Annotated in this window: 25 protein-coding genes and 1 riboswitch; of the genes, 9 read left to right on the top strand and 16 right to left on the bottom strand. The window is 42.5% G+C overall.

The features are described 5' to 3' along the window. Positions 1 to 225: 225 nt before the first annotated feature. From hemG to ACO5E4_RS08510, 3 genes are read right to left on the bottom strand one after another with little or no spacing between them, the layout of a single operon-like run. Positions 226 to 738, bottom strand: a complete 513-nt coding sequence (gene hemG / locus ACO5E4_RS08520; protein WP_485862737.1) for a menaquinone-dependent protoporphyrinogen IX dehydrogenase — start codon at positions 736 to 738, stop codon at positions 226 to 228. Next, positions 738 to 2,201: a TrkH family potassium uptake protein gene (locus ACO5E4_RS08515; RefSeq protein WP_485862736.1), complete on the bottom strand. Its 1,464-nt coding sequence runs from the start codon at positions 2,199 to 2,201 to the stop codon at positions 738 to 740. Before ACO5E4_RS08515 ends, hemG begins: the two co-directional genes overlap by 1 nt. A 12-nt stretch (positions 2,202 to 2,213) precedes the next feature. Next, complete coding sequence (locus ACO5E4_RS08510) at positions 2,214 to 2,822, bottom strand: YigZ family protein (RefSeq protein ID WP_485862735.1); 609 nt, start codon at positions 2,820 to 2,822, stop codon at positions 2,214 to 2,216. 86 nt (positions 2,823 to 2,908) lie between these two features. Between ACO5E4_RS08510 and tusA the strand changes: the two genes are divergently transcribed. Continuing rightward, positions 2,909 to 3,148 carry a sulfurtransferase TusA gene (gene tusA, locus ACO5E4_RS08505; RefSeq protein ID WP_485862734.1) on the top strand — a complete coding sequence of 80 codons (240 nt, stop codon included), beginning with the start codon at positions 2,909 to 2,911 and terminating at the stop codon, positions 3,146 to 3,148. A 69-nt stretch (positions 3,149 to 3,217) separates the two neighbouring features. Here tusA and ribB read toward each other — a convergent pair whose 3' ends face one another. Further along, positions 3,218 to 3,862, bottom strand: a complete 645-nt coding sequence (ribB, locus tag ACO5E4_RS08500; RefSeq protein ID WP_212510024.1) for a 3,4-dihydroxy-2-butanone-4-phosphate synthase — start codon at positions 3,860 to 3,862, stop codon at positions 3,218 to 3,220. Between the two features lie 108 nt (positions 3,863 to 3,970). Then, positions 3,971 to 4,118, bottom strand: a riboswitch (FMN riboswitch). Positions 4,119 to 4,353: 235 nt separating this feature from the next. On the opposite strand from ribB, the gene nadR reads away from it, so the two are divergent. The 3 genes from nadR (at position 4,354) to ACO5E4_RS08485 (ending at position 7,659) form a co-directional block, all read left to right on the top strand. After that, complete coding sequence (gene nadR / locus ACO5E4_RS08495) at positions 4,354 to 5,625, top strand: multifunctional transcriptional regulator/nicotinamide-nucleotide adenylyltransferase/ribosylnicotinamide kinase NadR (protein WP_109859745.1); 1,272 nt, start codon at positions 4,354 to 4,356, stop codon at positions 5,623 to 5,625. Positions 5,626 to 5,637: 12 nt separating this feature from the next. Beyond that, the gene (locus tag ACO5E4_RS08490) at positions 5,638 to 6,324 is read left to right on the top strand and encodes a metallophosphoesterase family protein (protein WP_454906739.1); all 687 of its coding nucleotides are present in this window, start codon (positions 5,638 to 5,640) and stop codon (positions 6,322 to 6,324) included. Between the two features lie 111 nt (positions 6,325 to 6,435). After that, positions 6,436 to 7,659 (top strand): aromatic amino acid transporter, encoded by a 1,224-nt coding sequence (locus ACO5E4_RS08485; RefSeq protein WP_485862733.1) that lies wholly within the window; start codon positions 6,436 to 6,438, stop codon positions 7,657 to 7,659. A gap of 64 nt (positions 7,660 to 7,723) precedes the next feature. On the opposite strand, the gene ACO5E4_RS08480 is transcribed toward ACO5E4_RS08485, so the two are convergent. Continuing rightward, complete coding sequence (locus ACO5E4_RS08480) at positions 7,724 to 8,131, bottom strand: MerR family transcriptional regulator (protein ID WP_485862732.1); 408 nt, start codon at positions 8,129 to 8,131, stop codon at positions 7,724 to 7,726. A gap of 39 nt (positions 8,132 to 8,170) precedes the next feature. Further along, complete coding sequence (locus tag ACO5E4_RS08475; protein WP_485862731.1) at positions 8,171 to 8,482, bottom strand: DciA family protein; 312 nt, start codon at positions 8,480 to 8,482, stop codon at positions 8,171 to 8,173. A gap of 91 nt (positions 8,483 to 8,573) precedes the next feature. On the opposite strand from ACO5E4_RS08475, the gene secM reads away from it, so the two are divergent. From secM to mutT, 3 genes are all read left to right on the top strand, one after another. Then, positions 8,574 to 8,891 (top strand): secA translation cis-regulator SecM, encoded by a 318-nt coding sequence (secM, locus tag ACO5E4_RS08470; RefSeq protein WP_109128815.1) that lies wholly within the window; start codon positions 8,574 to 8,576, stop codon positions 8,889 to 8,891. A 77-nt stretch (positions 8,892 to 8,968) separates the two neighbouring features. Further along, positions 8,969 to 11,677, top strand: a complete 2,709-nt coding sequence (gene secA, locus ACO5E4_RS08465) for a preprotein translocase subunit SecA (protein WP_485862730.1) — start codon at positions 8,969 to 8,971, stop codon at positions 11,675 to 11,677. A gap of 86 nt (positions 11,678 to 11,763) precedes the next feature. Next, entirely contained in the window at positions 11,764 to 12,162 is a 399-nt protein-coding gene (gene mutT, locus ACO5E4_RS08460) for an 8-oxo-dGTP diphosphatase MutT (protein WP_032998008.1), read from the top strand. Between the two features lie 60 nt (positions 12,163 to 12,222). Here the strand turns inward: mutT and ACO5E4_RS08455 are convergent, their stop codons facing one another. The 9 genes from ACO5E4_RS08455 to pyrR form a co-directional block, all read right to left on the bottom strand. After that, positions 12,223 to 12,483, bottom strand: coding sequence for a DUF5339 domain-containing protein (locus ACO5E4_RS08455; RefSeq protein WP_212510031.1), 261 nt, complete (start codon positions 12,481 to 12,483; stop codon positions 12,223 to 12,225). A 93-nt stretch (positions 12,484 to 12,576) separates the two neighbouring features. Further along, complete coding sequence (gene holA / locus ACO5E4_RS08450; protein WP_485862729.1) at positions 12,577 to 13,623, bottom strand: DNA polymerase III subunit delta; 1,047 nt, start codon at positions 13,621 to 13,623, stop codon at positions 12,577 to 12,579. Next, complete coding sequence (locus ACO5E4_RS08445; protein WP_485862728.1) at positions 13,623 to 14,126, bottom strand: LPS-assembly lipoprotein LptE; 504 nt, start codon at positions 14,124 to 14,126, stop codon at positions 13,623 to 13,625. Before ACO5E4_RS08445 ends, holA begins: the two co-directional genes overlap by 1 nt. Positions 14,127 to 14,186: 60 nt before the next feature. Then, positions 14,187 to 16,775 carry a leucine--tRNA ligase gene (leuS, locus tag ACO5E4_RS08440; RefSeq protein ID WP_485862727.1) on the bottom strand — a complete coding sequence of 863 codons (2,589 nt, stop codon included), beginning with the start codon at positions 16,773 to 16,775 and terminating at the stop codon, positions 14,187 to 14,189. 117 nt (positions 16,776 to 16,892) lie between these two features. Continuing rightward, a complete protein-coding gene (locus tag ACO5E4_RS08435; RefSeq protein ID WP_485862726.1) occupies positions 16,893 to 17,525 on the bottom strand; it encodes a glucose-6-phosphate 1-dehydrogenase family protein in 633 nt (210 codons plus the stop codon). 8 nt (positions 17,526 to 17,533) lie between these two features. Beyond that, positions 17,534 to 18,361 carry a bis(5'-nucleosyl)-tetraphosphatase (symmetrical) ApaH gene (gene apaH, locus ACO5E4_RS08430; RefSeq protein ID WP_485862725.1) on the bottom strand — a complete coding sequence of 276 codons (828 nt, stop codon included), beginning with the start codon at positions 18,359 to 18,361 and terminating at the stop codon, positions 17,534 to 17,536. Between the two features lie 15 nt (positions 18,362 to 18,376). Further along, positions 18,377 to 19,240, bottom strand: a complete 864-nt coding sequence (gene rsmA / locus ACO5E4_RS08425) for a 16S rRNA (adenine(1518)-N(6)/adenine(1519)-N(6))-dimethyltransferase RsmA (protein ID WP_485862724.1) — start codon at positions 19,238 to 19,240, stop codon at positions 18,377 to 18,379. A 78-nt stretch (positions 19,241 to 19,318) separates the two neighbouring features. Further along, positions 19,319 to 20,242 carry a peptidylprolyl isomerase gene (locus ACO5E4_RS08420; protein WP_485862723.1) on the bottom strand — a complete coding sequence of 308 codons (924 nt, stop codon included), beginning with the start codon at positions 20,240 to 20,242 and terminating at the stop codon, positions 19,319 to 19,321. 70 nt (positions 20,243 to 20,312) lie between these two features. Next, entirely contained in the window at positions 20,313 to 20,849 is a 537-nt protein-coding gene (gene pyrR, locus ACO5E4_RS08415) for a bifunctional pyr operon transcriptional regulator/uracil phosphoribosyltransferase PyrR (RefSeq protein WP_314954712.1), read from the bottom strand. Between the two features lie 252 nt (positions 20,850 to 21,101). Here pyrR and asd point away from each other — a divergent pair, with 252 nt between their 5' ends. Beyond that, positions 21,102 to 22,214, top strand: a complete 1,113-nt coding sequence (gene asd / locus ACO5E4_RS08410) for an aspartate-semialdehyde dehydrogenase (RefSeq protein ID WP_485862722.1) — start codon at positions 21,102 to 21,104, stop codon at positions 22,212 to 22,214. 59 nt (positions 22,215 to 22,273) lie between these two features. Here the strand turns inward: asd and ACO5E4_RS08405 are convergent, their stop codons facing one another. Continuing rightward, positions 22,274 to 22,888 (bottom strand): ComEA family DNA-binding protein, encoded by a 615-nt coding sequence (locus ACO5E4_RS08405; protein WP_485862721.1) that lies wholly within the window; start codon positions 22,886 to 22,888, stop codon positions 22,274 to 22,276. A 245-nt stretch (positions 22,889 to 23,133) separates the two neighbouring features. Here ACO5E4_RS08405 and clpB point away from each other — a divergent pair, with 245 nt between their 5' ends. Continuing rightward, positions 23,134 to 25,704: an ATP-dependent chaperone ClpB gene (clpB, locus tag ACO5E4_RS08400; RefSeq protein ID WP_485862720.1), complete on the top strand. Its 2,571-nt coding sequence runs from the start codon at positions 23,134 to 23,136 to the stop codon at positions 25,702 to 25,704. Positions 25,705 to 25,796 lie beyond the last annotated feature (92 nt).

Here is a 25,796-nt window from a genome sequence, read left to right as displayed (position 1 = left end):
TAAAACCAAATCTTCAAGTGCCCACACAGTTTGTCTGATTGATTGTTAAAGAACATTTGCATAAGCAAGGTTGCGAATTATAAGTAAAGTTTCCATTTATCGTCAAGAAAAATTTATTTATTTTTCTCCCTTGCGGTGCGGAGGCGTATTATAGGGTTCAAGATAAATGGATCAAGCAATTTTTTTGCATTTTCTTATCGATAGATTAGAAAAAACACAATTCGCTTATTTAAGATGCAAAAATGCCTCAGAAAATAACCGCACTTTTTGCCAGTCCGTATATTCAATCTCTTTCGTCGGATCTGTTTCGCCTCCCGTAATTCGCATAATGAACTGAATCATAATACGATCAAAGAAACTGTAGCGTGGATAAAATAGCGCACCGGCAAATACGGCTGTCATTGTCGGCTTCCAGGTAATACGCTGTAAAAATTTACGTACATAAACGTTCGTCTCTGGTGTTGACTTTTCAGGTTTTCGTGCAGTCAGATTTACCCCGAAGAAAGCTGTATTTTTTTGGTTCAAAAGTGCGGTGTGTTTTTCCAACATCTTATAAAGCGCTTTATTAAAATGCCCATAACGGATCGAGGCCCCGATAATAATGCGATCATAATTAGCCAAGTCATACATATCAGTAATTGACTTCACATCAACATTTTCGTGAATAATTCCTGCAATGTAGTTGGCTATTTTTTTAGTTTGTCCATCACGAGTGGAATATAAGATAAGTGTTTTCATTAGGATTTCCAAAATGCCGGTGTAAATAAGACTAATAGTGAAAAAATTTCCAAGCGTCCACAAACCATAGTTAAAGTGAGGATCCATTTGGCGCTATCGGGAATACTGACGAAATTGCTACTCACCGAACCAAGCCCTGGTCCGAGGTTATTTAAACAGGCAATAACCGCGTTAAACGCATCAAACGTTTCAACACCACAACTGATAACTCCCAGTAAGCACACCAAAAAAACCAGTAAATAGGCAGAAAAGAATGCCCAAATACTTTGTATCACCCGCTCATCAAGAACCCGTTTACCCAGTTTGACAGGGTATACTAAATTAGGATGAACTAATCGTTTAAGTTCACGTTTTCCTTGTAATGAAAGAACCAAAATTCGTATAACCTTTAAACCACCACCTGTAGAACCTGCGCATCCGCCAATAGAAGAAGTAAATAAAAGCAGAATAGGCAAAAATAATGGCCATTGTTCAAAACTTGATGTGGTGTAACCCGCTGTTGTTGAAATCGATACGGATTGGAAGGCAGCTTGTTCAAAATTCTTCAAAGCTCCATCAAAATGATGATTGGTTAACAATATAAAAAAGCAGATCGCCACTAAAGCAATCTGAATAAACATGAAGAAACGAAATTCCGGATCGCGAAAATAGCCAACAAAAATATTTTTTTTACCAAGATTAGAAAAAGCATTGAAATGCAACGCATAGTTACAAGCAGAAATCAGTAAAAAAGCAATCGTGATAAGATTGATGGCCGGGCTATTAAAATACGCCATACTGCTATCATGTGTCGAAAAACCACCGATAGAAACGGTAGAGAAACTGTGGCTAATCGCATCAAAAGTTGACATGCCTGCAAGCCAGTAAGCAAAGGCACAAAGTAGAGTTAAAGAAGCATAAATAAGCCACAATGCTTTAGCAGTCTCGGCAATACGTGGTCGCATTTTATTTTCTTTGAGTGGACCAGAAATTTCCGCCCGATAAAGAGACATACCACCGATTCCCAATAAAGGAATGATCGCCACTGCTAATACAATGATCCCCATCCCACCAAGCCATTGTAATAACTGGCGATAGAACAAAATTGCTTTCGGCAGATTATCTAACCCAACAATATTTGTTGCGCCCGTGGTAGTTAAACCGGAGAAAGCTTCAAAAAAGGCGGAAGATACGGTTAAATCAGGATTATCAGAGAGAATAAAAGGAATGGCACCGAGGCTTCCCATAACAACCCAAAAAGCCACAACAATTAAAAAACCTTCCCGCGAGCGCAATTCTTCCTTATGTTCATGACAGACCCACCAAAGAATCGCACCGGCAATCGCACTCATCACAAAGGATTGAATAAAGGCTTTACCGCCGCCATCACCGTATAATAACGCGACAAATGCAGGCAATAACATGGTGCAGGAAAAGCACATCACTAAAATCCCGACGATGCGTAAAATGGATAAAAAATGCACTAAAAATCTCTCTTATTCTATTTTTACTAAACCTAACTGCCCTGCGAATCGTTCCGTTAACGCTTGCTGAAAAAATATGAATTTATCCAGGCGAATCGCCAAACGTAACGTAACCTGCGCCTGAAAATCTTGTTCCAAAATCAACACAGCATGGTGCTCACATAACGCCTGCAGTCCGCTAATCTGTGGATAATCGCACCGCACTTCATAATGTGCATAGTTCACTTTCGTGTCAGTTTCCAACAATTTTAATGCTTGTTGAACCCCACTACTATAAGCGCGAACCAATCCGCCGGTGCCCAACAAAATACCGCCATAATAACGCACCGTCACCGCACTGATTTCACCCAATCCACTCCCTTGCAACGCGGCTAACATTGGTTTTCCGGCCGTACCGCTCGGTTCGCCATCAGAAAAACCAAATTGTTGAGAATCATTTGGACTACCGGCAACAGCGGCCCAACACCAATGACGCGCACTTGGATGCAATGCCTTAATTTCCGCCCAAAACGCTTTTGCTTGCTCTAAGCCTTCCGTATGTTGCAAATAAGTAATAAAGCGGCTTTTTTTAATTTCTTCGGAAAAATCTACCGCACTTTTTGGAATTCGGTATTCAATCATACGTTTGATGCGCTTAAGGAATTTTGCTGATTTTGTATCATACTTTCTGTATTATATCCCGTAATTTTTCCTAATAAATAGCAAAGATGGATAATATCAAAATCACTCAAACACTTGATACTATTGGCTTACGTTGCCCGGAACCGGTCATGTTGATACGCAAACACATTCGCCATTTACAAGAAGGCGACATACTGTTAATGCTTGCCGATGATCCGGCAACAACTCGTGATATTCCTAGTTTCTGCCAATTCATGGATCATACGTTGCTACATAGCGAAACAGATCAAATACCTTATCGCTATTGGGTGAAAAAAGGAAAATAACCCAAAACAAAAGTGCGGTGGGTTTTAAAAACGTTTCTAAAACCCACCGCACTTTCCATCAAAGATTCATCACAATTTTTGTTGTAATTTATACTCAACTAAATCTTCAATTGTCACCACCGCGTAGCCGAACTTTTTCGCAAATTCCACAATCTGTGGTGCTCTTGCCATCGTGCCATCATCATTTGTGATTTCACAAATCACCCCGGCAGGTTTAAAACCGGCAAGACGCGCTAATTCAACTGACGCTTCTGTATGTCCGCGACGTTCCAGCAGACCACCATTTGCCGCACGTAATGGAAACACATGGCCCGGACGGTGTAAATCTGCCGGTTTTGCGCCATCGGCAATCGCTGTTTTAATCGTTGTCACACGATCTGCTGCAGAAACACCGGTGGACACGCCTTTCGCCGCTTCAATCGTCACCGTAAACGCCGTCTTATTCACACTGGTGTTATCAGACACCATTGGTGGCAAGGCTAATTGTTGGCACAATTCATCCGTAATACATAAACACACAATGCCGCTACCATAACGAATTAACATCGTCATTTGTTCGGGAGTAATGGTTTCTGCCGGGAAAATCAGATCGCCTTCATTTTCACGATCTTCATCATCAAGAACAAGCACGCCATGTCCTTGTTTAAAGGTATTGATTGCGTTAATAACGCGTTCTTCTGCGGTGCCGAATTGGGATAATAATGACTGATTCATAGTAAATTCCTTCGTTAAAACTTGAGATACCAGAACCAGGGCTGATGAGGGAGTGCTGCCAATACAAATCGCATATAACAACAAGAGCAACCTAATAAATTAAGTCGCTAAAATTCTCTTTCATCCAGACTTTTACTGTCGGCTTTGGAATTACACCAAATCTGCTGACTTTGCCTATAAAGGCAAACGCTCGTGGGCTTTATGTTTAAACATATTTACCACCGGTAGGGAATTTCGCCCTGCCCTGAGAATGCGGGCACAGTATAGCGCAAAGCAAATGAAGAAAAAATGTTTTTATTTAGAGCTGATTTGCATACAATAGCGCAAATCATCCACCAAATTGAGGCATCTATGCTAGATTCCTCAAAAATAGTGCATGTTATACAACATATTCCTGTATTCACGCATCTTCATCATTAAACTACTTGCGTAAAAACACGATAAATCTCGACCGCACTTTTGCCCATGCTTTCTTTCATAAGGAGATGAGTATGTCCGCTTTTTATTATTTACAAGAAAAACGTAAACAACTAAACCTCAAGGTCAATGATATTTGCCAACGCGCCAATATCACCCGCGCTTATTTCAATCAGTTAGTAAGTGGAAAAATTAAAAACCCTAGCGCCAATAAACTCAGTGCGATCCATCGTGTACTACAAATTACGGAACCTAACCATAAAAAAGTCGGTGTTATTTTCGGTAAGTTTTATCCCGTGCATACCGGCCATATTAATATGATTTATGAAGCGTTCAGTAAGGTCGATGAAGTACATGTTATTGTGTGTAGCGACACAGAGCGCGATTTAAAACTATTTTATGACAGCAAAATGAAGCGCATGCCAACAGTGCAAGATCGCTTGCGTTGGATGCAACAAATTTTTAAGTATCAAAAGAATCAAATTTTCATTCATCACTTAATTGAAGATGGTTTACCAAGTTATCCAAATGGTTGGCCGGCTTGGGCTGAACGCGTGAAGGAATTATTTAAAGAAAAAGGATTTGAACCTAGCATCGTATTCAGTAGCGAAATTCAAGACAAAGCCCCTTATGAAAAGTATTTAAATCTAGAAGTTTCTTTGGTCGATCCTGAACGAGAATTTTTTAATATTTCCGCTACAAAAATTCGCAACAAACCGTTCCATTATTGGAAATTCATTCCGAAAGAAGTACGCCCATTCTTCTCTAAAACCATTGCAATTTTGGGCGGCGAAAGCAGCGGAAAAAGCGTATTGGTGAGCAAACTTGCCACCGTATTTAACACCACGTCGGCGTGGGAATATGGTCGCGAATTCGTCTTTGAACAACTGGGCGGTGATGAACAAGCGATGCAATATTCCGACTATCCGCAAATGGCATTAGGACATCAACGCTACATTGACTATGCTGTGCGTCATGCACATAAAGTGGCAATTATTGATACGGACTTTATTACAACACAGGCATTTTGTATTCAGTATGAAGGTAAAGCGCATCCATTTTTGGATTCCATGATTAAAGAATACCCTTTTGATGTGACCATTTTGCTAAACAATAATACCCAATGGGTGGACGATGGTTTACGCAGTTTAGGCAGCCAGAAACAACGACAACGTTTTCAACATTTACTCAAAAAATTGTTAGATAAATACAAAGTGCCTTACATTGAAATTGAATCACCGAGTTATTTAGACCGTTACAATCAAGTCAAAGCCATCGTTGAAAAGATACTCAATGAAGAAGAACTCCCCGAACTCAATAGTGAGCATGGGCATTCCATTTTTTAAATTAGAGAGAATATGATTTTATTTGCAGGCGATCCCCATGGCAGTTTTGACCACCTTTATCCATTTATAAAAGCACAAAAGGATGTGGCATTGGTCATTCTTGGCGATTTACAACTCACCACCCCGGAACCATTGGAGAAACTGGCGCAATATGCAGATCTTTGGTTTATTCACGGCAACCATGATAGTAAAACCGTTGCGGCCTTTGAATCCCTCTGGGGAACAGAATGGCATACGCGCAGCCTGCACGGTCGGGTACAAGAAATTCAAGGAAAGCGCATTGCCGGACTTGGTGGCGTGTTTCGCGGACAAATCTGGATGCCTCCGAATAAACCGCTTTTCTTTGATCCGATTCACTATTGCCAATATTGTTCACAAGAAAAAATATGGCGCGGTGGTGTGCCATTACGTCACCGCACCTCGATTTTCCCTTCAGATATTGAAGTATTAGAGCAACAGCAAGCCGACATTTTGATTTGTCATGAAGCGCCAAAACCGCATCCATCAGGTTTTGCCGTTATCAATCAACTTGCCGAGAAAATGGGCGTCAAACAAATTTATCACGGCCATCACCACGAAAATTTTCAATATGCAACGCCGGTACAACAAGGTTATCAAATTATCAACGTAGGATTTCGCAGCCTGTGTGATGAGCAAGGGAACTACCTTTATATCGGTGTCGATGATCGAAATTTATAATGCTATTAAAAACACCCAAAAATCTGACCGCACTTTGTATAAAAGCTATTTATTTATAGGTCGTATAGGGTTATTTTATGTCACCTACTCGTTTACTTTTTAGGATTTTTTATGTTGTTAAAAAATAAAACATTAGGCAGTGCCTTAATTATCGCAGGAACCTCTATTGGCGCCGGCATGTTAGCCATGCCATTAACCTCTGCCGGAATAGGCTTCGGCTTTACTGCCGCCTTGTTGTTCGGGCTTTGGTTACTTCTCGCTTACAGCGGATTGTTGTTCGTGGAAGTGTATCAAACCGCACAACGTAAAGATGACGGTGTCGCCACCTTAGCAGAAAAATACTTCGGCATGCCAGGGCGCGTCATTTCTACGGTCTCTTTGTTTGTTCTCCTTTACGCCTTATCGGCTGCCTATATGACCGGCGGTGGCTCATTATTAGCTAACGTATTACCGACAGATTTATTCGGTTCAAATGACAACACGCTAAAAATCTCGATTCTTGCTTTCACTGTGCTTCTTGGTGCCTTCGTGGTTATTGGTACTAGCGGCGTTGATGGCATTACCCGTTTACTCTTTTCCGGTAAAATCATCATCTTCATTCTTGTATTAGCCATGATGTTGCCACGCATCAGCCTTGAAAACCTCATGGAAAAACCATTGGATTATGCGTTGATTTTATCCGCCGCACCGATTTTCTTTACCTCTTTCGGTTTCCATGTCGTCATGGGCAGCATCAATAGCTACTTAGACGGCGATGTAAAACGTTTTAAAAACGCGATTATTATTGGCACATCCATTCCATTAGTTGCCTACTTATTATGGCAGCTTGCGACTCACGGCATTTTAAGCCAACGTGAATTTGTTGCCGTGTTAAAAGACAACCCAACGCTCACCGGCTTAATCAACGCCACTAAAGCCCTGACCGGCAGTTTGAGTAATGTATTAAGCGTCTTTTACTCTCTTGCCTTAATCACCTCTTTCTTGGGCGTGGCATTAGGTTTATTTGAAGGGCTCAACGATTTATTCAAACGTGCCAAAATGCCGGCAAACAGAATCAGCTTAACCATCACCACCTTTATTCCGCCGTTGCTGTTCGCCCTGTTCTATCCAAATGGGTTCTTGGCGGCATTAGGTTATGCCGGTTTACTGTGTGCTTTCTACTGTTTGATTTTGCCTATCGGATTAGCATGGCGCACAAGAAAACAACATAAAAATTTACCTTATCGCGTTGCCGGTGGAAACTTCGCACTGGTTGTCGCTTTGCTTATTGGGATTTTAATCATCGTTATCCCATTCCTGATTCAAGCCGGTGTTCTCCCGCAAGTTATCGGCTAAAAAAATAAATAAAAAAAGCACCGCACTTTTTACTAAGTGCGGTGCTTTTTTATGGCGTTTCAAATTATTTTATCGGTCTGAATTTCGCATGGCTACGTTGCAAGATCTGCAGTAAATTCTGCTGCTCAGACTCACCACATTGCTGTTTTAACTGTAACAAATTCATGCGCAAATGCTGTAATCGGTGAATATGCTTGGCGATATCTTGAATATGCCGATCGAGTAATTGATTAATTTCTGTTTTTTGTTGTTCCGATGCAGTGTCCAAACTCAAGAGCAATTTGATTTCTTCTAGGGAAATATCCAAAGATCGGCAATAACAAATAAATGACAAGCGCTGCAAATGTTCGTCCGTGTATAAACGGAAACCACCTGCAGAACGCAACGGGCGTGGCATGATGCCTTTTTGTTCATAAAATCGAATGGCATCCACACTACAGCCAACTGCTTTGGCTAACTTCCCTATTTTCATCTCATCTCCGTAAAAATACTTGAAAAAGACACCGCACTTTTATGACTCAGAACGAAATTCAGGGTTAATGTAAAAAATTAATTCGGTAATTTCCGGCAAATGCTGCTGAATAACGCCCAATAATGCCTGTTGGCGAAACAAAAAACTTTGGCGAACCATAGCATTGGCCACCTCAATACGCAAACTCTGTTGTTCAATATTGGCAATACGATACAGCCCGGCAAATTCCGCGGGAAAGAACGCTTTCATTTGCTGATTTAATGCATTTAGTCGAACACCTTTTTGCATCATTTTCGCTAATGGCGAATCTTGCAATAAGGTGTGAATGTTGATCGGTTTTTGATAACGCATTGCCTTGTTTTCCGCTTCTCTGCCCTAATATTTATGACATTGTAGCGAAATTCCGCTACAATACCGACAATTTTTTGATAGTGAAATCCCTATGATTATTTCCAACAAAAGCAAACACAATTTTTGGTCGCGACTGCTCCTCGGCATGCTGGCGATTTTTGTTTTGCCCGCTACACAGGAACTGAATTATCCTGCCGCTGTTGGTAATGAAAACTATCAAAATACGCAACAGCAAAATGCGCCTCAAATTTTAACGGCGGTGTCTTTATTACAACAAACCCGCCAGCAACAATACCAACCGCAACATGTATTACCCGCGGTTGAAATTTTCTCGCAAAACGAACCGCACTTTACGCGTTCGCCTTTTATGCCTAACGCACCAATTCGCGCCGGGCCTGCATTGATTTAACCTCGACTATCTCATTTACGCCATCGTTTAATATCATTAAACGATTTCATTTATCTGTTTTTAAAAAAGAAAGAATTATGCTTAGAACTATTGCAACCAAAATTTTTGGCAGCCGTAACGACCGTGTTTTGCGCCGCCTCAATAAAATCGTCGTCAAAATTAATAAACTTGAACCGGAATACGAAGCGTTAAGCGATGAACAACTCAAAGCCAAAACGGCGGAATTCCGTGAGCGCTTAGCACAAGGCGCAACCTTGGAAAGTTTAATGCCGGAAGCATTTGCTACTGTGCGTGAAGCCAGTAAACGTGTGCTTGGTATGCGTCATTTCGACGTTCAACTTATCGGTGGTATGGTGCTTAACAGTCGCTGTATCGCGGAAATGCGTACCGGTGAAGGGAAAACCTTAACTGCGACATTGCCATGCTATTTGAACGCATTACCGGGCAAAGCCGTGCATGTGGTTACCGTGAATGACTATCTTGCCCGCCGCGATGCGGAAACTAATCGTCCATTATTTGAATTTTTGGGGATGACTGTTGGCGTAAACGTGCCGGGTATGTCACCGGAAGAAAAACGCGCAGCATACGCCGCAGACATTACTTATGCCACCAACAGCGAACTAGGTTTTGACTATTTGCGTGACAACTTGGCGCACGCCCCGCAAGAGCGTTTTCAAAAAGATCTCTACTATGCATTAGTGGACGAAGTGGACTCCATCTTAATCGACGAAGCGCGTACACCGTTAATCATTTCCGGTCAGGCAGAAGACAGCTCCGAACTGTATATTGCTATCGACAAATTGATTCCTGTCTTAATTAAACAAGACAAAGAAGATACCGAAGAATATCAAGGTACCGGCGATTACACGTTGGATTTAAAAACCAAACAAGCTTATTTGACCGAACGTGGGCAAGAAAAATGTGAACAATGGTTAATTGAACATGGGTTCATGAAAGACACCGAATCCCTTTATTCACCGTCTAAAATTTCTTTGTTACACCACGTTATGGCGGCACTTCGCGCTCATACCTTATTTGAACGTGATGTGGATTACATTGTAAAAGATGGCGAGATTGTTATCGTAGATGAACACACCGGTCGTACGATGGCAGGTCGTCGTTGGTCGGACGGCTTACACCAAGCCATCGAAGCCAAAGAAGGGGTTCGCATTCAAAGCGAAAACCAAACTGTCGCCTCTATCACTTACCAAAACTACTTCCGTTTATACGAGAAATTAGCGGGGATGACCGGTACGGCGGATACGGAAGCCTTTGAATTCCAAAAAATTTACGGCTTAGAAACCGTGGTCATTCCGACCAATCGTCCAATGATCCGTGACGATCGCACTGATGTGATGTTTGAAACAGAAGAATACAAATTCAACGCCATTATTGAGGACATAAAAGATTGTGTGGCACGTAACCAACCGGTGTTAGTGGGAACAATCTCCATTGAAAAATCCGAATTACTCTCCAATGCGTTGAATAAAGCCGGCATTAAGCATAATGTGTTGAACGCCAAGTTCCACGCACAAGAAGCGGAAATCGTCGCGAATGCAGGGTATCCGGGAGCCGTCACTATCGCCACCAACATGGCGGGGCGTGGTACAGATATCGTGTTGGGAGGTAACTGGAAAGCGGAAGTGGATAAACTGGAAAATCCAACGCCGGAACAAATCGAGGCGATCAAAGCCGCATGGCAAGAACGCCATAACATTGTAAAACAAGCCGGTGGCTTGCACATTATCGGTACTGAACGCCACGAATCCCGTCGCATCGACAACCAATTGCGCGGTCGTTCCGGTCGTCAAGGGGACCCAGGTTCTTCCCGTTTCTATTTATCCCTAGACGATGCGTTAATGCGTATTTACCTCAATGAAGGCAAACTTAACATGATGCGCAAAGCCTTCAGTCAACCTGGCGAGGCCATGGAGTCTAAATTATTAGCTAAAGTGATTGCCTCTGCACAGGCAAAAGTCGAAGCGCACAACTTTGATGGACGCAAAAACTTACTCGAATTTGATGATGTGGCAAACGACCAACGTCATGCGATTTATGAACAACGCAATGAATTGTTAGAAAATGACGATATTTCTGAAACTATCGATGTGATTCGTCAGGACGTATTCAACAGCATTATCGATCAATACATTCCACCACAATCACTGGAAGAACAATGGGATGTGCCGGCATTGGAACAACGTTTAAAACAAGATTTCGCGCTGGATTTACCTATCAGCAAGTGGCTGGATGAAGACAATCATCTGCATGAAGAAACCTTGCGTGAGCGTATTATTCAAGCGGCTACTGATGAATATAAACGCAAAGAAGAATTGGCCGGTGCACAAACCATGCGCAATTTTGAAAAAGGCGTAATGTTGCAAACTCTAGATGAACTTTGGAAAGAACATTTATCTGCGATGGATCACCTACGCCGTGGTATTCATTTACGCGGTTATGCACAAAAAGATCCGAAACAAGAGTACAAAAAAGAGTCTTTCCAAATGTTTACCGAAATGTTGGATGCCTTGAAATTAAGCGTGGTCACCACCTTAAGTCGCGTCCAAGTTCGCACACAAGAGGAAATGGAAGAAGCAGAACGTTTACGTCAAGAATTGGCGCAACGCGAGGCGGCAGCAATGCAGTATCACAATGAAGAATCACAGGATGAACAAAGCGCTCAAAATACAGTGGAAGAACACCATAAAATCGGCCGTAATGAACCTTGTCCATGTGGTTCCGGTAAAAAATACAAACATTGCCACGGCAGTCGTGCCAAACATTAATTGGAAATAAATAAAAGTGCGGTTAGAAAACAATAAAATTTTTAACCGCACTTTTTTTTCATGAATATTCAGTAAAGGATGGAAAAATGAGGAAACCGCTTGTACAGGTTGCAGCCGGGATTATTCGTAACGAATTCGGTCAAATTTATTTAACCCAACGCCTGGAAGGACAAGACTTTGCCCAGTCCCTAGAGTTTCCTGGCGGTAAAGTTGATAAAGGCGAAACACCGGAACAGGCATTAAAACGGGAACTAGAAGAAGAAATCGGTATTGTGGTACTCAATGCGCAGCTGTTTGAGCGTTTTGAATTTGAATATCCAACTAAAGTGATTTCTTTCTTTTTTTATCTGGTAGAAGAATGGGTTGGCGAGCCCTTTGGGCGTGAGGGACAAGAAGGTTTCTGGTTGGCACAAAACGAACTGGATGCCGGTCAATTCCCTCCGGCAAATGCCAAACTCATTCAACGTTTATTAGCCGAATCCTAACTCTCGCCCATAAAAAAGACCCAACATATGTCGGGTCTTTGAAAAAAACAAAAAGCCGGATTATTTGCCCATTGCTGCTTTAGCTTGTTTTAATTGTTCAGTTGCTTGGGAGCAAGCTTGCTCTTGTGCAGCTTCTGGTAAAGCAGATAATTGTTGTTTGCTTGCTTCATATTGTTGTTTCATCATCGCTTGTTGTGCTGCAGGTACTGCACTCACAAAAGAGTCGATTTCAGCAAAATATGTTTCACAGCTTTTAGATAAACCAGCAGATGCGGACATTGCAAAACCAGATAATAATACTGCAACTAATACTTTTTTCATTTTTTTCTCCATAATGGTTTGAAAATATCGCCTCAAGTCAGGCGACGACCTATTATACGAATTTTAGCGATAAAAGAGAAACAATAATAAGCATTAGGCATTATGAGTAGCACAAAACTCAATGGATAACACTTCCAGTTGCAGCCAAACATCATCATTAAATTCTTGTTTTACACTACGCTCAACTTCCGCAAGCTGTTGACAGAAAAGATAAAGTTTACGGTAAGTTAAACGTTGGACCGCTTGCGTAAACAATACTCGACGGTTCTGCCACACTTTTAAACGATCAAAGTGTTCACGCAGCTGGGAGGTAGGTAATAACGAATCAAGCGATGGCCGTTGCTCAGTTTTGCTAAGTTCCAATAACGTCATTAAATCCCGCTGCAACGTGCGTAATAAAACAATGGGCTGAATATCCTCGTCTTTCAAACCATTTAAAATCCGACAAGCACGACTTGCTTTCCCTGCCAGCATGGCATCCCCCCATTGAAACGGGGTAAATACCGAGGACTGCTCCACCACGCTATTAACACGAGCAAACGTCAATTTACGATCAGGATACAACAAATCCAGTAATTGCAGCGTTTGTTTGAGCGCTAAGAGATTATTTTCATAGCTATAACAAAGCAACTGTACCGCTTCCTGATCAATGCTTAAGCCCAATGATTTTGCCCGATTTGTCACCCAACGAGGCAACTGCTCCGCATTTGGCGTTTGGCAATTAATGACGACAGCTTGCGGTTCATATTGGTTAGCCGCCACAAACCACGCTTGTTTTTCCGTGGTTTTGGTCAACTTGGTAAAACGCAGCACCGGCAACACATCAGGCGTCAGTAAAGAGATAAACTCCGACAGATTTTTTTGTAAAAGTGCGGTCAAATTTTCAGGTAAATCTAATATGATAATCTGCTTATTGAAAAATAAGCCCATGGATTGCACCCGCTCGAACAAATCATTCCAGTCGGTAGAGGCATTAATTTCCAACTGGATTTTTTCATCAAATAACGCTTTCGTTGCCGCTTGTTGAATAGCATCCAGGCTTTCTTCAATTAATAACGGATCTTCCCCCACTAAAAAATAGAGCGCAGCTAATTTGCGCTCTAACGAAGGGATAAGTTGCTCAGGAAATAAACGGTTCATTATTTCGGTTGGATTTGATGTTGCAAGGCAACCATTTTATTTATTAACTGACGTGCTGCTTGCTCGCGCATGTCTTGCCAAATAACCTCTTTTTCCGAAGATTTCGCCAAGGCTGCTCGAGAATAATCAAAGAACGTACGATTCACTTTAGTCGAAATTGGGAAAGCCTCTTTATTTGGCAATTTCACACTGGCTTCCACGTCTAAAACTAAGAGTTTTTCGGCTTCACGACCTTGCTTAAAAATAGAAACCACGTGCTCAGATGTCGTAATTTTATTCAAACGTAAAACCGGCACACCCGCCTTAGCTTCCACCAAATTAACATTATTCAACTGTAATTGACGACGCATCGACACCGCCATGTCACTATAAGGATCGCTACTTTCCAAGTGTAAGGTTTGCAATTCTTGCGGAATCAATTCACCGTTTTGGAAATGAAATCCGCAAGCGGATAAAGCCAAAACACTGGCAGTAAGAAGTAAGGATTTGAGCTGTTTAAACATAAAAATCACCTTAAAAATCGACCGCACTTTGCATTAAGTACGGTCACTTTTTTGATTAGATTACTGCGGTTTTACCACAACATTAAGCAACTTGCCGGCAACATAAATCACCTTAACGATTTGCGTTCCGTCGGTAAAACGTTTGACGTTTTCATCGGCAAAGGCGATCGCTTTCACACTTTCTTCGTCTGCATCTGCAGCAACAGTGACTTTACCACGCACTTTTCCGTTCACTTGAACCACAATCAATTTTTCATCTTCAATCATTGCCTCAGGATCCGCTTCCACCCAAGGGGCAAAGTCGATAATGTCTTGATTGCCCAGTTCTTTCCATAAACGGAAACAAATGTGTGGCGTAATTGGATAAAGCATACGCACAACTGCGCTCAAGGCTTCTGCCATCACAGCACGATCTTGCTCATCATCTAACGGCGCGCGGGTGAGTTTATTCATTAATTCCATGATTGCCGCGATCGCCGTATTGAACGTTTGACGACGACCAATGTCATCGCTTACTTTCGCAATGGTTTTGTGGACATCACGACGTAACGCTTTTTGAGCGCTAGAAAGTGCGGTCGGATTGACGGCTGTTTTTGTTGGATTTTTGCTGTATTCAAACACCAAATTCCATACACGCGCTAAGAAACGTTTCGCGCCTTCAACACCGGATTCTTGCCATTCCAAGGTCATTTCTGCAGGAGAGGCAAACATCATGAACAAGCGCACAGTGTCCGCGCCGTATTTTTCCACCATTTCTTGCGGGTCAATACCGTTATTTTTGGATTTCGACATTTTCGTCATACCGGCGTGCACCAACTCATGACCTTCGTCATCCACCGCTTTCACAATACGACCTTTGTCATCACGCTCTAAAGTCACTTTAGTCGGTGACACCCAAATACGTTCGTTAGTCGGGCTGGTATAATAGAACGCATCCGCTAACACCATACCTTGGCATAACAATTTATTTGCCGGTTCATCACTGGTCACCAAGCCTGCATCACGCAATAATTTATGGAAGAAGCGGAAATACAATAAATGCATGGTCGCATGCTCAATACCGCCGATATATTGATCCACAGGCAACCAGTAGTTCGCTTCTTCGCTGTTTAACATGCCTTGTTGATATTCCGGGCAAGTGTAACGGGCGTAATACCAAGAGGATTCCATAAAGGTATCGAAGGTGTCGGTTTCTTTTAACGCCGGCTTGCCTTGATAAGTCGTTTTCGCCCATTCAGGATCCGCTTTAATCGGGCTATTCACACCGTTCATCACTACATCTTCCGGCAGAATGATGGGTAAATCTTCCATTGGCACCGGTACCACATCGCCATTTTCCAAGGTTAACATTGGAATCGGCGCGCCCCAATAACGTTGACGGGAAACGCCCCAGTCGCGTAAACGGTAATTCACTTGGCGTTTGCCCACGCCTAATTTTTCTAATTTGTCGGCAATGCCATTAAATGCCGCATCAAATGGCAAGCCATTAAACTCAGCGGAATGAATCAGTTTGCCGTGTTCGGTAAAGGCTTGTTTGGTTAAATCAATTTCTTCACCGTTCATCGGTTCGATCACTTGTTTCACTGCCAAACCGTATTTTTGTGCGAATTCATAGTCGCGCTGATCGTGTGCCGGCACGGCCATTACCGCGCCGGTACCGTAATGCATTAACACAAAGTTCGCCACCCACACAGGCACTTGCTCACCGGTTAACGGATGTACCGCATACAAACCGGTAGCCATACCTTTTTTCTCCATGGTGGCGATGTCCGCTTCCGCAACTTTAGTGTTTTTCGCTTCTTGAATGAACTCTGCTAATTCAGGATTATTTTGCGCAGCAAGTGTCGCCAATGGATGAGCTGCTGCAACAGCGACATAACTCACGCCGTAGAACGTGTCCGGGCGGGTGGTATAAACCGCTAATTTTTCGTTGGTGTCTTTAATATCAAAGGTGATTTCCACGCCTTCAGAACGACCGATCCAGTTACGTTGCATGGTTTTGACTTGATCCGGCCATTGTGGCAAGTCATCCAAGCAATTCAATAATTGCTCGGCATAGTCGGTAATTTTAATAAACCATTGTGGAATTTCTTTTTGTTCCACCGGCGTATCACAGCGCCAGCAACAACCTTCATGCACCTGTTCGTTTGCCAAGACGGTTTTATCGTTCGGGCACCAGTTCACCGTAGAGGTTTTCTTATACACCAAGCCTTTTTTGTATAACTCGGTAAAGAACCATTGTTCCCATTTATAATATTCCGGACGGCAGGTGGTTACTTCGCGATCCCAGTCATAACTGAAGCCGAGCAGTTGTAACTGGTTTTTCATGTATTCAATATTTTCGTAAGTCCATTTTGCCGGTGCAGTATTATTTTTCACCGCAGCGCCTTCCGCAGGCAAACCAAACGCATCCCATCCCATTGGTTGTAACACGTTTTTACCAATCATGCGTTGATAACGGGAAACCACATCACCGATGGTGTAATTACGCACATGTCCCATGTGCAAACGACCGGATGGATAGGGCAACATGGAAAGACAGTAATATTTTTCTTTGTTGTTATCTTGTACCGCTTTGAAAGTTTTATTGTCCTGCCAGAATTTTTGCACTTCCGGCTCAAGCAAATCAGGACGATATTGTTCTTGCATAAAAAATCACCTTAAAATAGACCGCACTTTAGCGGGTTTTAACTGAGAAAATACGCCATAGAATAGCGTAAAATGGGGAAAAATAACAGGAAGTGCGGTGGGAATTTCGGATATTTTTTACGGCTTAACTTGGTGGCAAGCCTCATATAATGGCAATAAATCACGAATGCTTTCCACAATAAATTGCGTCACATCTAATTTATCCAATTCCGCTTTTTCTACATTTCGCCCAATGCACCAAAAATCAGCCTCAGAACGCAAAGTTAAGTCTTTTGGGCTCAACTGGCTGACTTTACGGAAATCATCGTATTCGCTTTCATCACCACGCCAAATATCGAATTCGGCAAAGCGAGCAAAATCAACATGCTCGAGCCATTGGTTATATTGCTGCACGTTAATTTGTGACCGATCAGCGCGATAACAATGCCAATCTAAACTCACCGATAAACGACGACGATTCAGTAACACCGACAAAATCGCGGCGGAATTGAGGTTATATTCATATTTAAAATAGGCAAAGAAATGGCCTCGTACTTGCCAACCGTTCGTCCAACTTTCAATATGCGGCTTGGCAAAGGGCGTACCGAGTTCTGTAGCCACCTGCAAAATGGTGGCTTTCCACCGATCCCAATGAGCTTTGTAATCCGCCTTAATATGCGGAATATCTTCGGGACAAAACTTTTTCATTTGGGCAAATTGGAAGAAGGGAATGTTAAAGAGATCGCACGCATCGGCATTAATGAAATTCATAATTCTTCCTAAAAATCACTGTAATTTTTGACCGCACTTTGGGTGAAATAGCGCTTATCTTCCCAGCGCAACAGAGTGAGGCGATTATTCCAAACACAGCCGGTATCGAGGGCATAAATATTCGGTGGCGTGATTTCATCCACTAAGCTCGCCCAATGACCAAAAACAATATTTTCGGTTTGATACAGCGGATTGTCTAAAGCAAACCAGGGGGCAAGGTTCTTCGGCGCATCCTTGATGGGCTGTTTACACGCAAAATCGAGACGATGATCCCGATAGCAAAAACGCATACGGGTAAAAGCATTAATAATGTAACGCAGACGATCCAGTCCTTTTAAATTTGGCGACCAACAATCAGGCTGTTCTGAATACATATTTTCAATGAGATAGCGATAATTGCCATGGCGCAGCACATTCTCCACTTCATTGGCGCAGGCTTTGGCGGTTGCTAAATCCCAATCGGGCGAGATACCGGCGTGCGTCATGACGAAATTCAGTTGTTCGTGGTGAATCAACAAAGGTTGTTGACGTAACCAATGAATTAATTCAAAAAAATCGGGGGCTGCAAAAATCGGTGCAACACGATCACGAGGTTTGATTTTTTTAATGCCAAGTGCGGTGGAAATTAAATGTAAATCATGATTACCTAAGATGGTGTAAGCGGCAGTTCCCAAGGATTTAACAAAACGCAGACATTCTAGCGATTTATCACCGCGTGCCACCAAATCACCGGTTAAATAAAGTGTATCTTGTGTTGGGTCGAATTTCACTCGCTCCAATAACATCTGCAATTCGTCATAACAACCTTGTAGGTCGCCTACTAAATATGTCGCCATTTTTGACCGCTCTTTTTATTCTTCCGACTCCACCACATCCTCTTTGCTCACCTCTGCCGGCGGGTTATCCGCCAACCAGTTCGCTAAACGGGCATAATCCGCAATGCTAAGATTTTCCGCACGTGCATTTAAATCGATGTTAAGTGCGGTCAGATTTTCCGGTAAAAATAAGCCGGACAAGGCATTACGCAACGTTTTGCGGCGTTGATTAAATGCCTGAGAACAGACGCGATTAAGCCAATATAAATCTTTCACCGGATGCGGCAGTGTGGCATGCGGGATTAAGCGAACCACCGCAGAATCCACTTTTGGCGCAGGTTTAAAGGCACTTGGTGGCACTTCCAACACAGGCATGACTTGGCAGAAATATTGCGCCATGATGGTCAATCTTCCGTAAGCCTTACTGTTTGGGGCAGCACATAGGCGTTTCACCACTTCTTTTTGCAACATGAAGTGCATGTCTTGAATGATGTTGTGATATTTAAACAAATGGAACATTAGCGGCGTAGAAATGTTATACGGCAAGTTACCGAACACGCGCAGTTTTTGGTTTTTCTCTGCTAAATGTTCTTGTTCATAAAGCGTAGAAAAATCAAACTGCATAGCATCGGTTTCGATGACATTGAGTTTTTGATGTAAAAACGGGTGGTGACGTAAACGTTCCGCCAAATCGCGGTCAAGCTCCAATACGGTCAAGCGATCTACCTGCTCCGCAACCGGCTCTGTCAATGCGCCTAACCCAGGACCGATTTCCACTAAAAATTGGTTAGCTTGCGGGTAAATTGCCGCCACGATATTTTGAATTACATTATTGTCGTGCAAGAAATTTTGCCCGAACCGTTTACGCGCCGTATGGCCTAAATGCTTTTTTGAATTCATTGAATAAGATCTTATAAAAATAACGAAAAGTGCGGTGTATTATAAAGCAAAATCCCGACCATTGGGTCGGGATTTCCGTTAATTTATATATTTAATGTTGGCTCGTTTACGCAATGCTTGTACCCAGTCGCGTGCGGAATCTTGCAATTGCTGATTGACGATTTGCTCGTAGGCTTTTTGACGATAAGCATCTTCTGTACGGTCCGCCTGACGGGTATTGGTCACTTCCAAAATATGCCAGCCGAATTCGGTTTTAAACGGCGCACTAATCACGCCTTGTTTTGTTGTACGTACTGCTTTATTAAACGGCCCCACGTACATTTCCGGGAAAGCATAACCTAAGCTACCGCCGTTAGCACCAGATAAATAATCTTTTGAATATTTTAATGCGGCATCAGCAAACGTTGTTTTGCCAGCAAGAATATCCGCACGGATTTGTTCAAGCTGCGCTTTGGCCTGTGCATCGTTTAACAACGGGTTGAGTTTTAACAAAATATGACGCACTTCGTATTGGGTATCCGTCAGTCTCGCCACGTTGCCTTTTGCCTTAGCTTCCGCCAACATTTTTTTCGCTAACGCTTCAACTTGTTCACGAGAGACATCAACGCTTTGGCTAATTGCGCGATTACGTACTTCCGACATCATCAGTTGTTGCGCAATTTGTTGACGATATGCCGCATAACTAATGCCTTGATAATCAAGGGCATCGAGTAACTGACCGAACGTTAAACCGTTTTGCGCTGCGATGCCTTCAATAATTTGATCCACTTGCGCATTGTTAACAGAGACACCGGATTCTTTTACTGCCTGCGCAACCAAAATATCATCAATCACTTTATCTAAAGCTGCTTGGCGATTATTTTTCTTAGTTAAAGCACTTTTTACTTGGCTTTCCAACACAGGAACGCCGTTTACTGTCGCAACCACTTTTTCCTCAGCTTGCGCATTTGCAATAAATGCCAAAAAACCAAGTGCGACAAACAAAACAGACTTCAAATTCATCTTCGTTAATATTCCGTTATAGGGTTGAAATTGTTGGTTAGATTATCAATTTTAATAAAGGTTCACAAATTTATTTCGTTAATAACGCGACTTCATAACATTGGTCAAACTTCATGGTGCGCACCTGAATATTTTCACTACGACTGGTTGGTACGTTTTTCCCTACATAATCGGCACGAATCGGCAATTCACGATGCCCTCTATCCACAAAAATCACCAATTCCACTTTTGCTGCCCGCCCAAAATCCACTAACGCATCCAATGCAGCTCGAATCGTGCGACCGGTAAACAGCACATCGTCCACCAAAATCACTTCTTTATGTTGGATATTAATAAAATCGGAAGCGCCACTATAAATCGGCACCTGCTCTTCTTGGGTTGGCTCAAGATCATCGCGATAAAAGGTGATATCCAAATCAAAAGATGGGAGTTCAACTTGAGTTAATTCTTTAATTTTATGTTTAATTAACGCCGCAATTTCCGCGCCCCGCCGTTTGATACCGACAATCACTAAATTATCTAACGTCTGATGTTTTTCAATGATCTCATGCGAAATACGGGAAATCGTTCTAAAAAACTGATTTTCATCAATAATGATTTTTTCCATAAACTTAAAGCCGCCCATTAAAACAATAAAAATGATATTTAACATAGCATAAATTCAATCGCTTTGCTCATATCAATTCCCCGTTTTTTGACCTTAACATTAAGATAAATAAAAGAAAAAGTGCGGTCAGTTTTGGGATTATTTTAAAAAGTTAAAAAATATCGGAAAAACACTTGCTTTTATTTGCGTTCTCTTGCTATTAATTAAGCGCTTACACAACATATTTTCAATCTTATTTAGAAGGACAAACTTATGAAAAACGTTGGTTTTATCGGTTGGCGCGGAATGGTCGGTTCCGTTTTAATGGATCGCATGCAGCAAGAAAATGATTTTGCAAATATCAATCCGGTTTTCTTTACCACTTCCCAAGCAGGACAGCCTGCACCAACTTTCGGTGGCAAAAACGCAGGCACCTTAAAAAATGCATTCGATATTGAAGAACTGAAAAAACTCGACATTATCGTCACCTGCCAAGGCGGCGATTACACCAACGAAGTTTATCCAAAATTAAAATCTACCGGTTGGAATGGCTACTGGGTCGATGCAGCATCTGCACTACGTATGGAAAAAGATGCGATAATCGTATTGGATCCGGTAAACCAGCACGTCATCAGCGAAGGCTTGAAAAACGGTGTAAAAACCTATGTGGGAGGTAACTGTACCGTAAGTTTAATGCTAATGGCATTAGGCGGTTTATTCGAGAAAGATTTAGTAGAATGGATTTCCGTTGCGACTTACCAGGCTGCCAGTGGTGCCGGTGCGAAAAACATGCGTGAATTACTCGTGCAAATGGGCGAATTAAACGGTGAAGTCACAGGCTTATTAGCAGATCCGAATTCCTCTATTTTAGATATTGAACGCGCAGTTACCGCGAAAATGCGTGATCAGAATTTCCCTATTGATAATTTTGGTGCACCTCTCGCAGGCAGCTTAATCCCTTGGATCGACAAATTATTAGAAAGTGGTCAAACCAAAGAAGAATGGAAAGGCTATGCGGAAACCAATAAGATTTTAGGGTTAAGCGACAATCCAATTCCGGTAGATGGTTTATGTGTGCGCATCGGTGCATTACGTTGCCATAGCCAAGCATTCACCATCAAATTAAAACGCGACATCCCACTGGCAGAAATCGAGCAAATTTTGGCATCACACAACGAGTGGGTGAAAGTCATTCCAAACGATAAAGAAAGTACCTTGCGTGAACTCACACCAACCAAGGTCACCGGCACATTAAGCGTTCCGGTAGGACGTTTACGCAAACTCAACTTAGGGCCGGAATATTTGGCAGCATTCACTGTCGGCGACCAATTATTATGGGGCGCAGCAGAACCAATTCGCCGTATTTTAGTGCAATTAGTAAAATAATCTCTATTTTCTAAAAACAAAGGGCTGTTCAATACAGCCCTTCTTTTTATCTTGGAAAATTAATTAAAACGCACATGGGATTTCATTTTTTCTAACGTCGCATCGCCAATACCAGGCACGTTGGATAAATCATTGAGATTTTTAAACTTGCCGTTTTTCTCGCGATATTCAATGATCGCTTTAGCCTTCGCTTCACCAATACCGGACAAACTTTCTAATGTCGCCGCATCTGCTGTATTAATATCCACTTTTTTACTTTGCGTCATTTTGGCTTTATTTTCCACCGCACTTTTTTCTTTCGCGGTAGATTTATCTTCCACCTGTGCCGGTTTGTCATTGCGTAATTTGTCTTTTATCGCTTTCTTACCTTCTGCAACTTTTTCTTGAGTAACCTCTTTCGCCTCAGTCAACTTTTCTTTTGTTGCATCTTTAGCTTCACTAAATTTCTCTTTGGTTGCATCCTTGGCTTCACCGAATTTTTCTTTCGTTGTCTCTTTTACTTTCACTGCACCATTCTTTATTTTAGTGCCAGCCGCTTTACTGTCTTCTTTCACAGTTTGCCATGCAGATTTTGCGCCTTCTTTCATTTCAGATAAAACACTTTCTTCCGCCAATGCAGTAGAGGAAACAGCAATAGCAACCGCTAACGCCAACAAAGATTTTAATGATTTCATGTTTTCTTCCTTTTTTACTAAATAAAAAGACGGCGAAAAAACACCGCACTTTTCTATGATAAACGCTTTTGTTAGAGCAAAAGATGTACTAAAAGTTCAAACAAATAAAACCTATCAAATCTAAAAAATTAATCGGCAAAACTAAATTTTTCATTTTTTCTCTTGAAATCCCTCAAAACGATCTTATTTAAATTTGGCGAACAAATGTTCAACAGAACATCCATGGAACGAAGAAGGAAATACTTATGAATATTGAAAAATTTACCACTAAATTCCAACAAGCCATTGCTGAAGCGCAATCTTTAGCGATTGGCAAGAATAATCAATTTATTGAACCGGTGCATTTATTAAGCGCCTTGTTAAATCAACAAGACGGTTCAGTGGCGCCGATTTTAACCGCAAATGGCGTGAATGTTGCCGCATTGCGTAACGAACTCAACAACGAACTTGCCAAACTTCCGCAAGTCTCCGGCAATGGCGGTGATGTACAACTTTCCCGTCAGTTGCTTAACCTGTTGAATTTATGCGACAAATTAGCGCAACAACGGCAGGATAAATTTATTTCCTCCGAACTCTTTTTACTTGCTGCCTTGGAAGAAAAAGGCGCCGTCAGCGAGATACTGAAAAAGTGCGGTGCGAAAAAAGAACAAATTTTACAAGCCATCGATCATATTCGTGGAGGACAAAACGTGAATGATCAAAATGCGGAAGAAAGCCGCCAAGCCTTAGAAAAATATACTATCGACTTAACTGCCCGCGCGGAAAGCGGGAAGTTGGATCCGGTGATTGGGCGTGATGAAGAAATTCGCCGCACCATTCAAGTATTGCAACGCCGCACCAAAAACAACCCGGTGCTTATCGGTGAACCAGGCGTGGGTAAAACCGCCATTGTGGAAGGGTTGGCGCAGCGTATTGTGAACGGCGAAGTGCCGGAAGGTTTGAAAAATAAACGCGTGCTTTCCCTTGATATGGGCGCGTTAATCGCCGGAGCAAAATATCGCGGTGAATTTGAAGAACGCTTAAAAGCCGTGTTAAATGAACTTGCCAAAGAAGAAGGTCGCGTCATTTTGTTCATCGATGAAATTCACACCATGGTGGGTGCGGGTAAAACCGATGGCGCCATGGATGCGGGCAACTTGTTAAAACCAAGTTTGGCGCGTGGTGAATTACATTGTGTCGGTGCGACCACATTAGATGAATATCGCCAATACATTGAAAAAGACGCCGCACTTGAACGTCGTTTCCAAAAAGTGTTTGTGGATGAACCGAGCGTGGAAGACACCATTGCTATTTTGCGTGGTTTGAAAGAGCGTTATGAAATCCACCACCACGTACAAATTACTGACCCGGCTATTGTGGCGGCGGCAACCTTGTCCCATCGTTACATTTCCGATCGCCAGTTGCCGGATAAAGCCATCGACTTAATCGATGAAGCGGCTTCCAGCATTCGGATGGAAATTGACTCCAAACCACAGCCGTTAGATCGCTTAGATCGCCGTATTATCCAACTCAAATTGGAACAACAGGCGTTACAAAAAGAAGATGATGATGCCAGCCGCAAACGCTTGGAAATGTTAGAAAAAGAATTGGCGGAAAAAGAACGGGAATATGCTGAATTAGAAGAGGTGTGGAAATCCGAAAAAGCGGCGCTTTCCGGTGCGCAACACATTAAAGCGGAATTGGAAAACGCCCGTACGCAAATGGAACAAGCCCGCCGTGCCGGTGATTTGAACAAAATGTCCGAATTACAATATGGCAAAATTCCGGAATTAGAAAAACAATTAGCGGCAGCAGAAGGTGCGGAAGGCAAAGAAATGAGCCTGTTGCGTTATCGTGTGACTGACGAGGAAATTGCGGAAGTGCTTTCCCGTGCCACCGGCATTCCGGTTTCCAAAATGATGGAAGGCGAAAAAGAAAAACTCTTGCGCATGGAAGAAGAATTGCACAAACGTGTTATCGGACAAAATGAAGCCGTGGACGCTGTGGCGAATGCGATTCGTCGTAGTCGTGCCGGTCTTTCCGATCCAAATCGTCCGATTGGTTCCTTCTTGTTCTTAGGACCAACCGGCGTGGGTAAAACCGAATTGTGCAAAACCTTGGCGAAATTCTTGTTTGATAGCGAAGACGCCATGGTGCGTATCGATATGTCCGAATTCATGGAAAAACACAGCGTGTCTCGCTTGGTTGGTGCACCTCCGGGCTATGTGGGTTATGAAGAAGGCGGTTATTTAACCGAAGCCGTACGTCGCCGTCCATATTCTGTGATTTTGCTCGACGAAGTGGAAAAAGCACACAATGATGTGTTCAACATTTTATTGCAAGTGTTAGATGACGGCCGTTTAACCGACGGACAAGGCAGAACCGTGGATTTCCGCAATACGGTGGTGATCATGACCTCTAACTTAGGTTCTGATTTGATTCAAGGTAATCAAACCGAAAGCTACGATGAAATGAAAGCCTTGGTGATGTCCGTGGTGAGCCAACATTTCCGTCCGGAATTTATTAACCGAATTGACGAAACTGTGGTGTTCCATCCGTTGCATAAAGACAACATTCGCGCCATTGCGGAAATTCAGTTAAAACGCTTAATCAATCGCATGGAAAGTCGTGGCTATGTGTTGCACTTTACGGATAGCACCCTCGATTTCATCAGCGAAATCGGCTATGACCCGATTTACGGCGCGCGTCCGTTAAAACGTGCGATTCAGCAAGAAATTGAGAACCCGTTAGCGCAACAAATCCTTTCCGGCAGTTTGTTACCGGAAAAACCGATTAGCGTCGATTACGTTGACGGAAAAATTGTGGCTAAACAATAAGCCCCAAATACGCTAAAAACAAAAGCCATTTAGTAAATGCTAAATGGCTTTTTTGTTATCTCGATGACAGAAAGTGCGGCCAAAATCCACCG

The sequence above is a fragment of the Aggregatibacter sp. genome (assembly GCF_057314075.1).
Note: the sequence above shows the minus strand (reverse complement) of the source record. Positions and strands in the feature narration are given on the sequence as shown.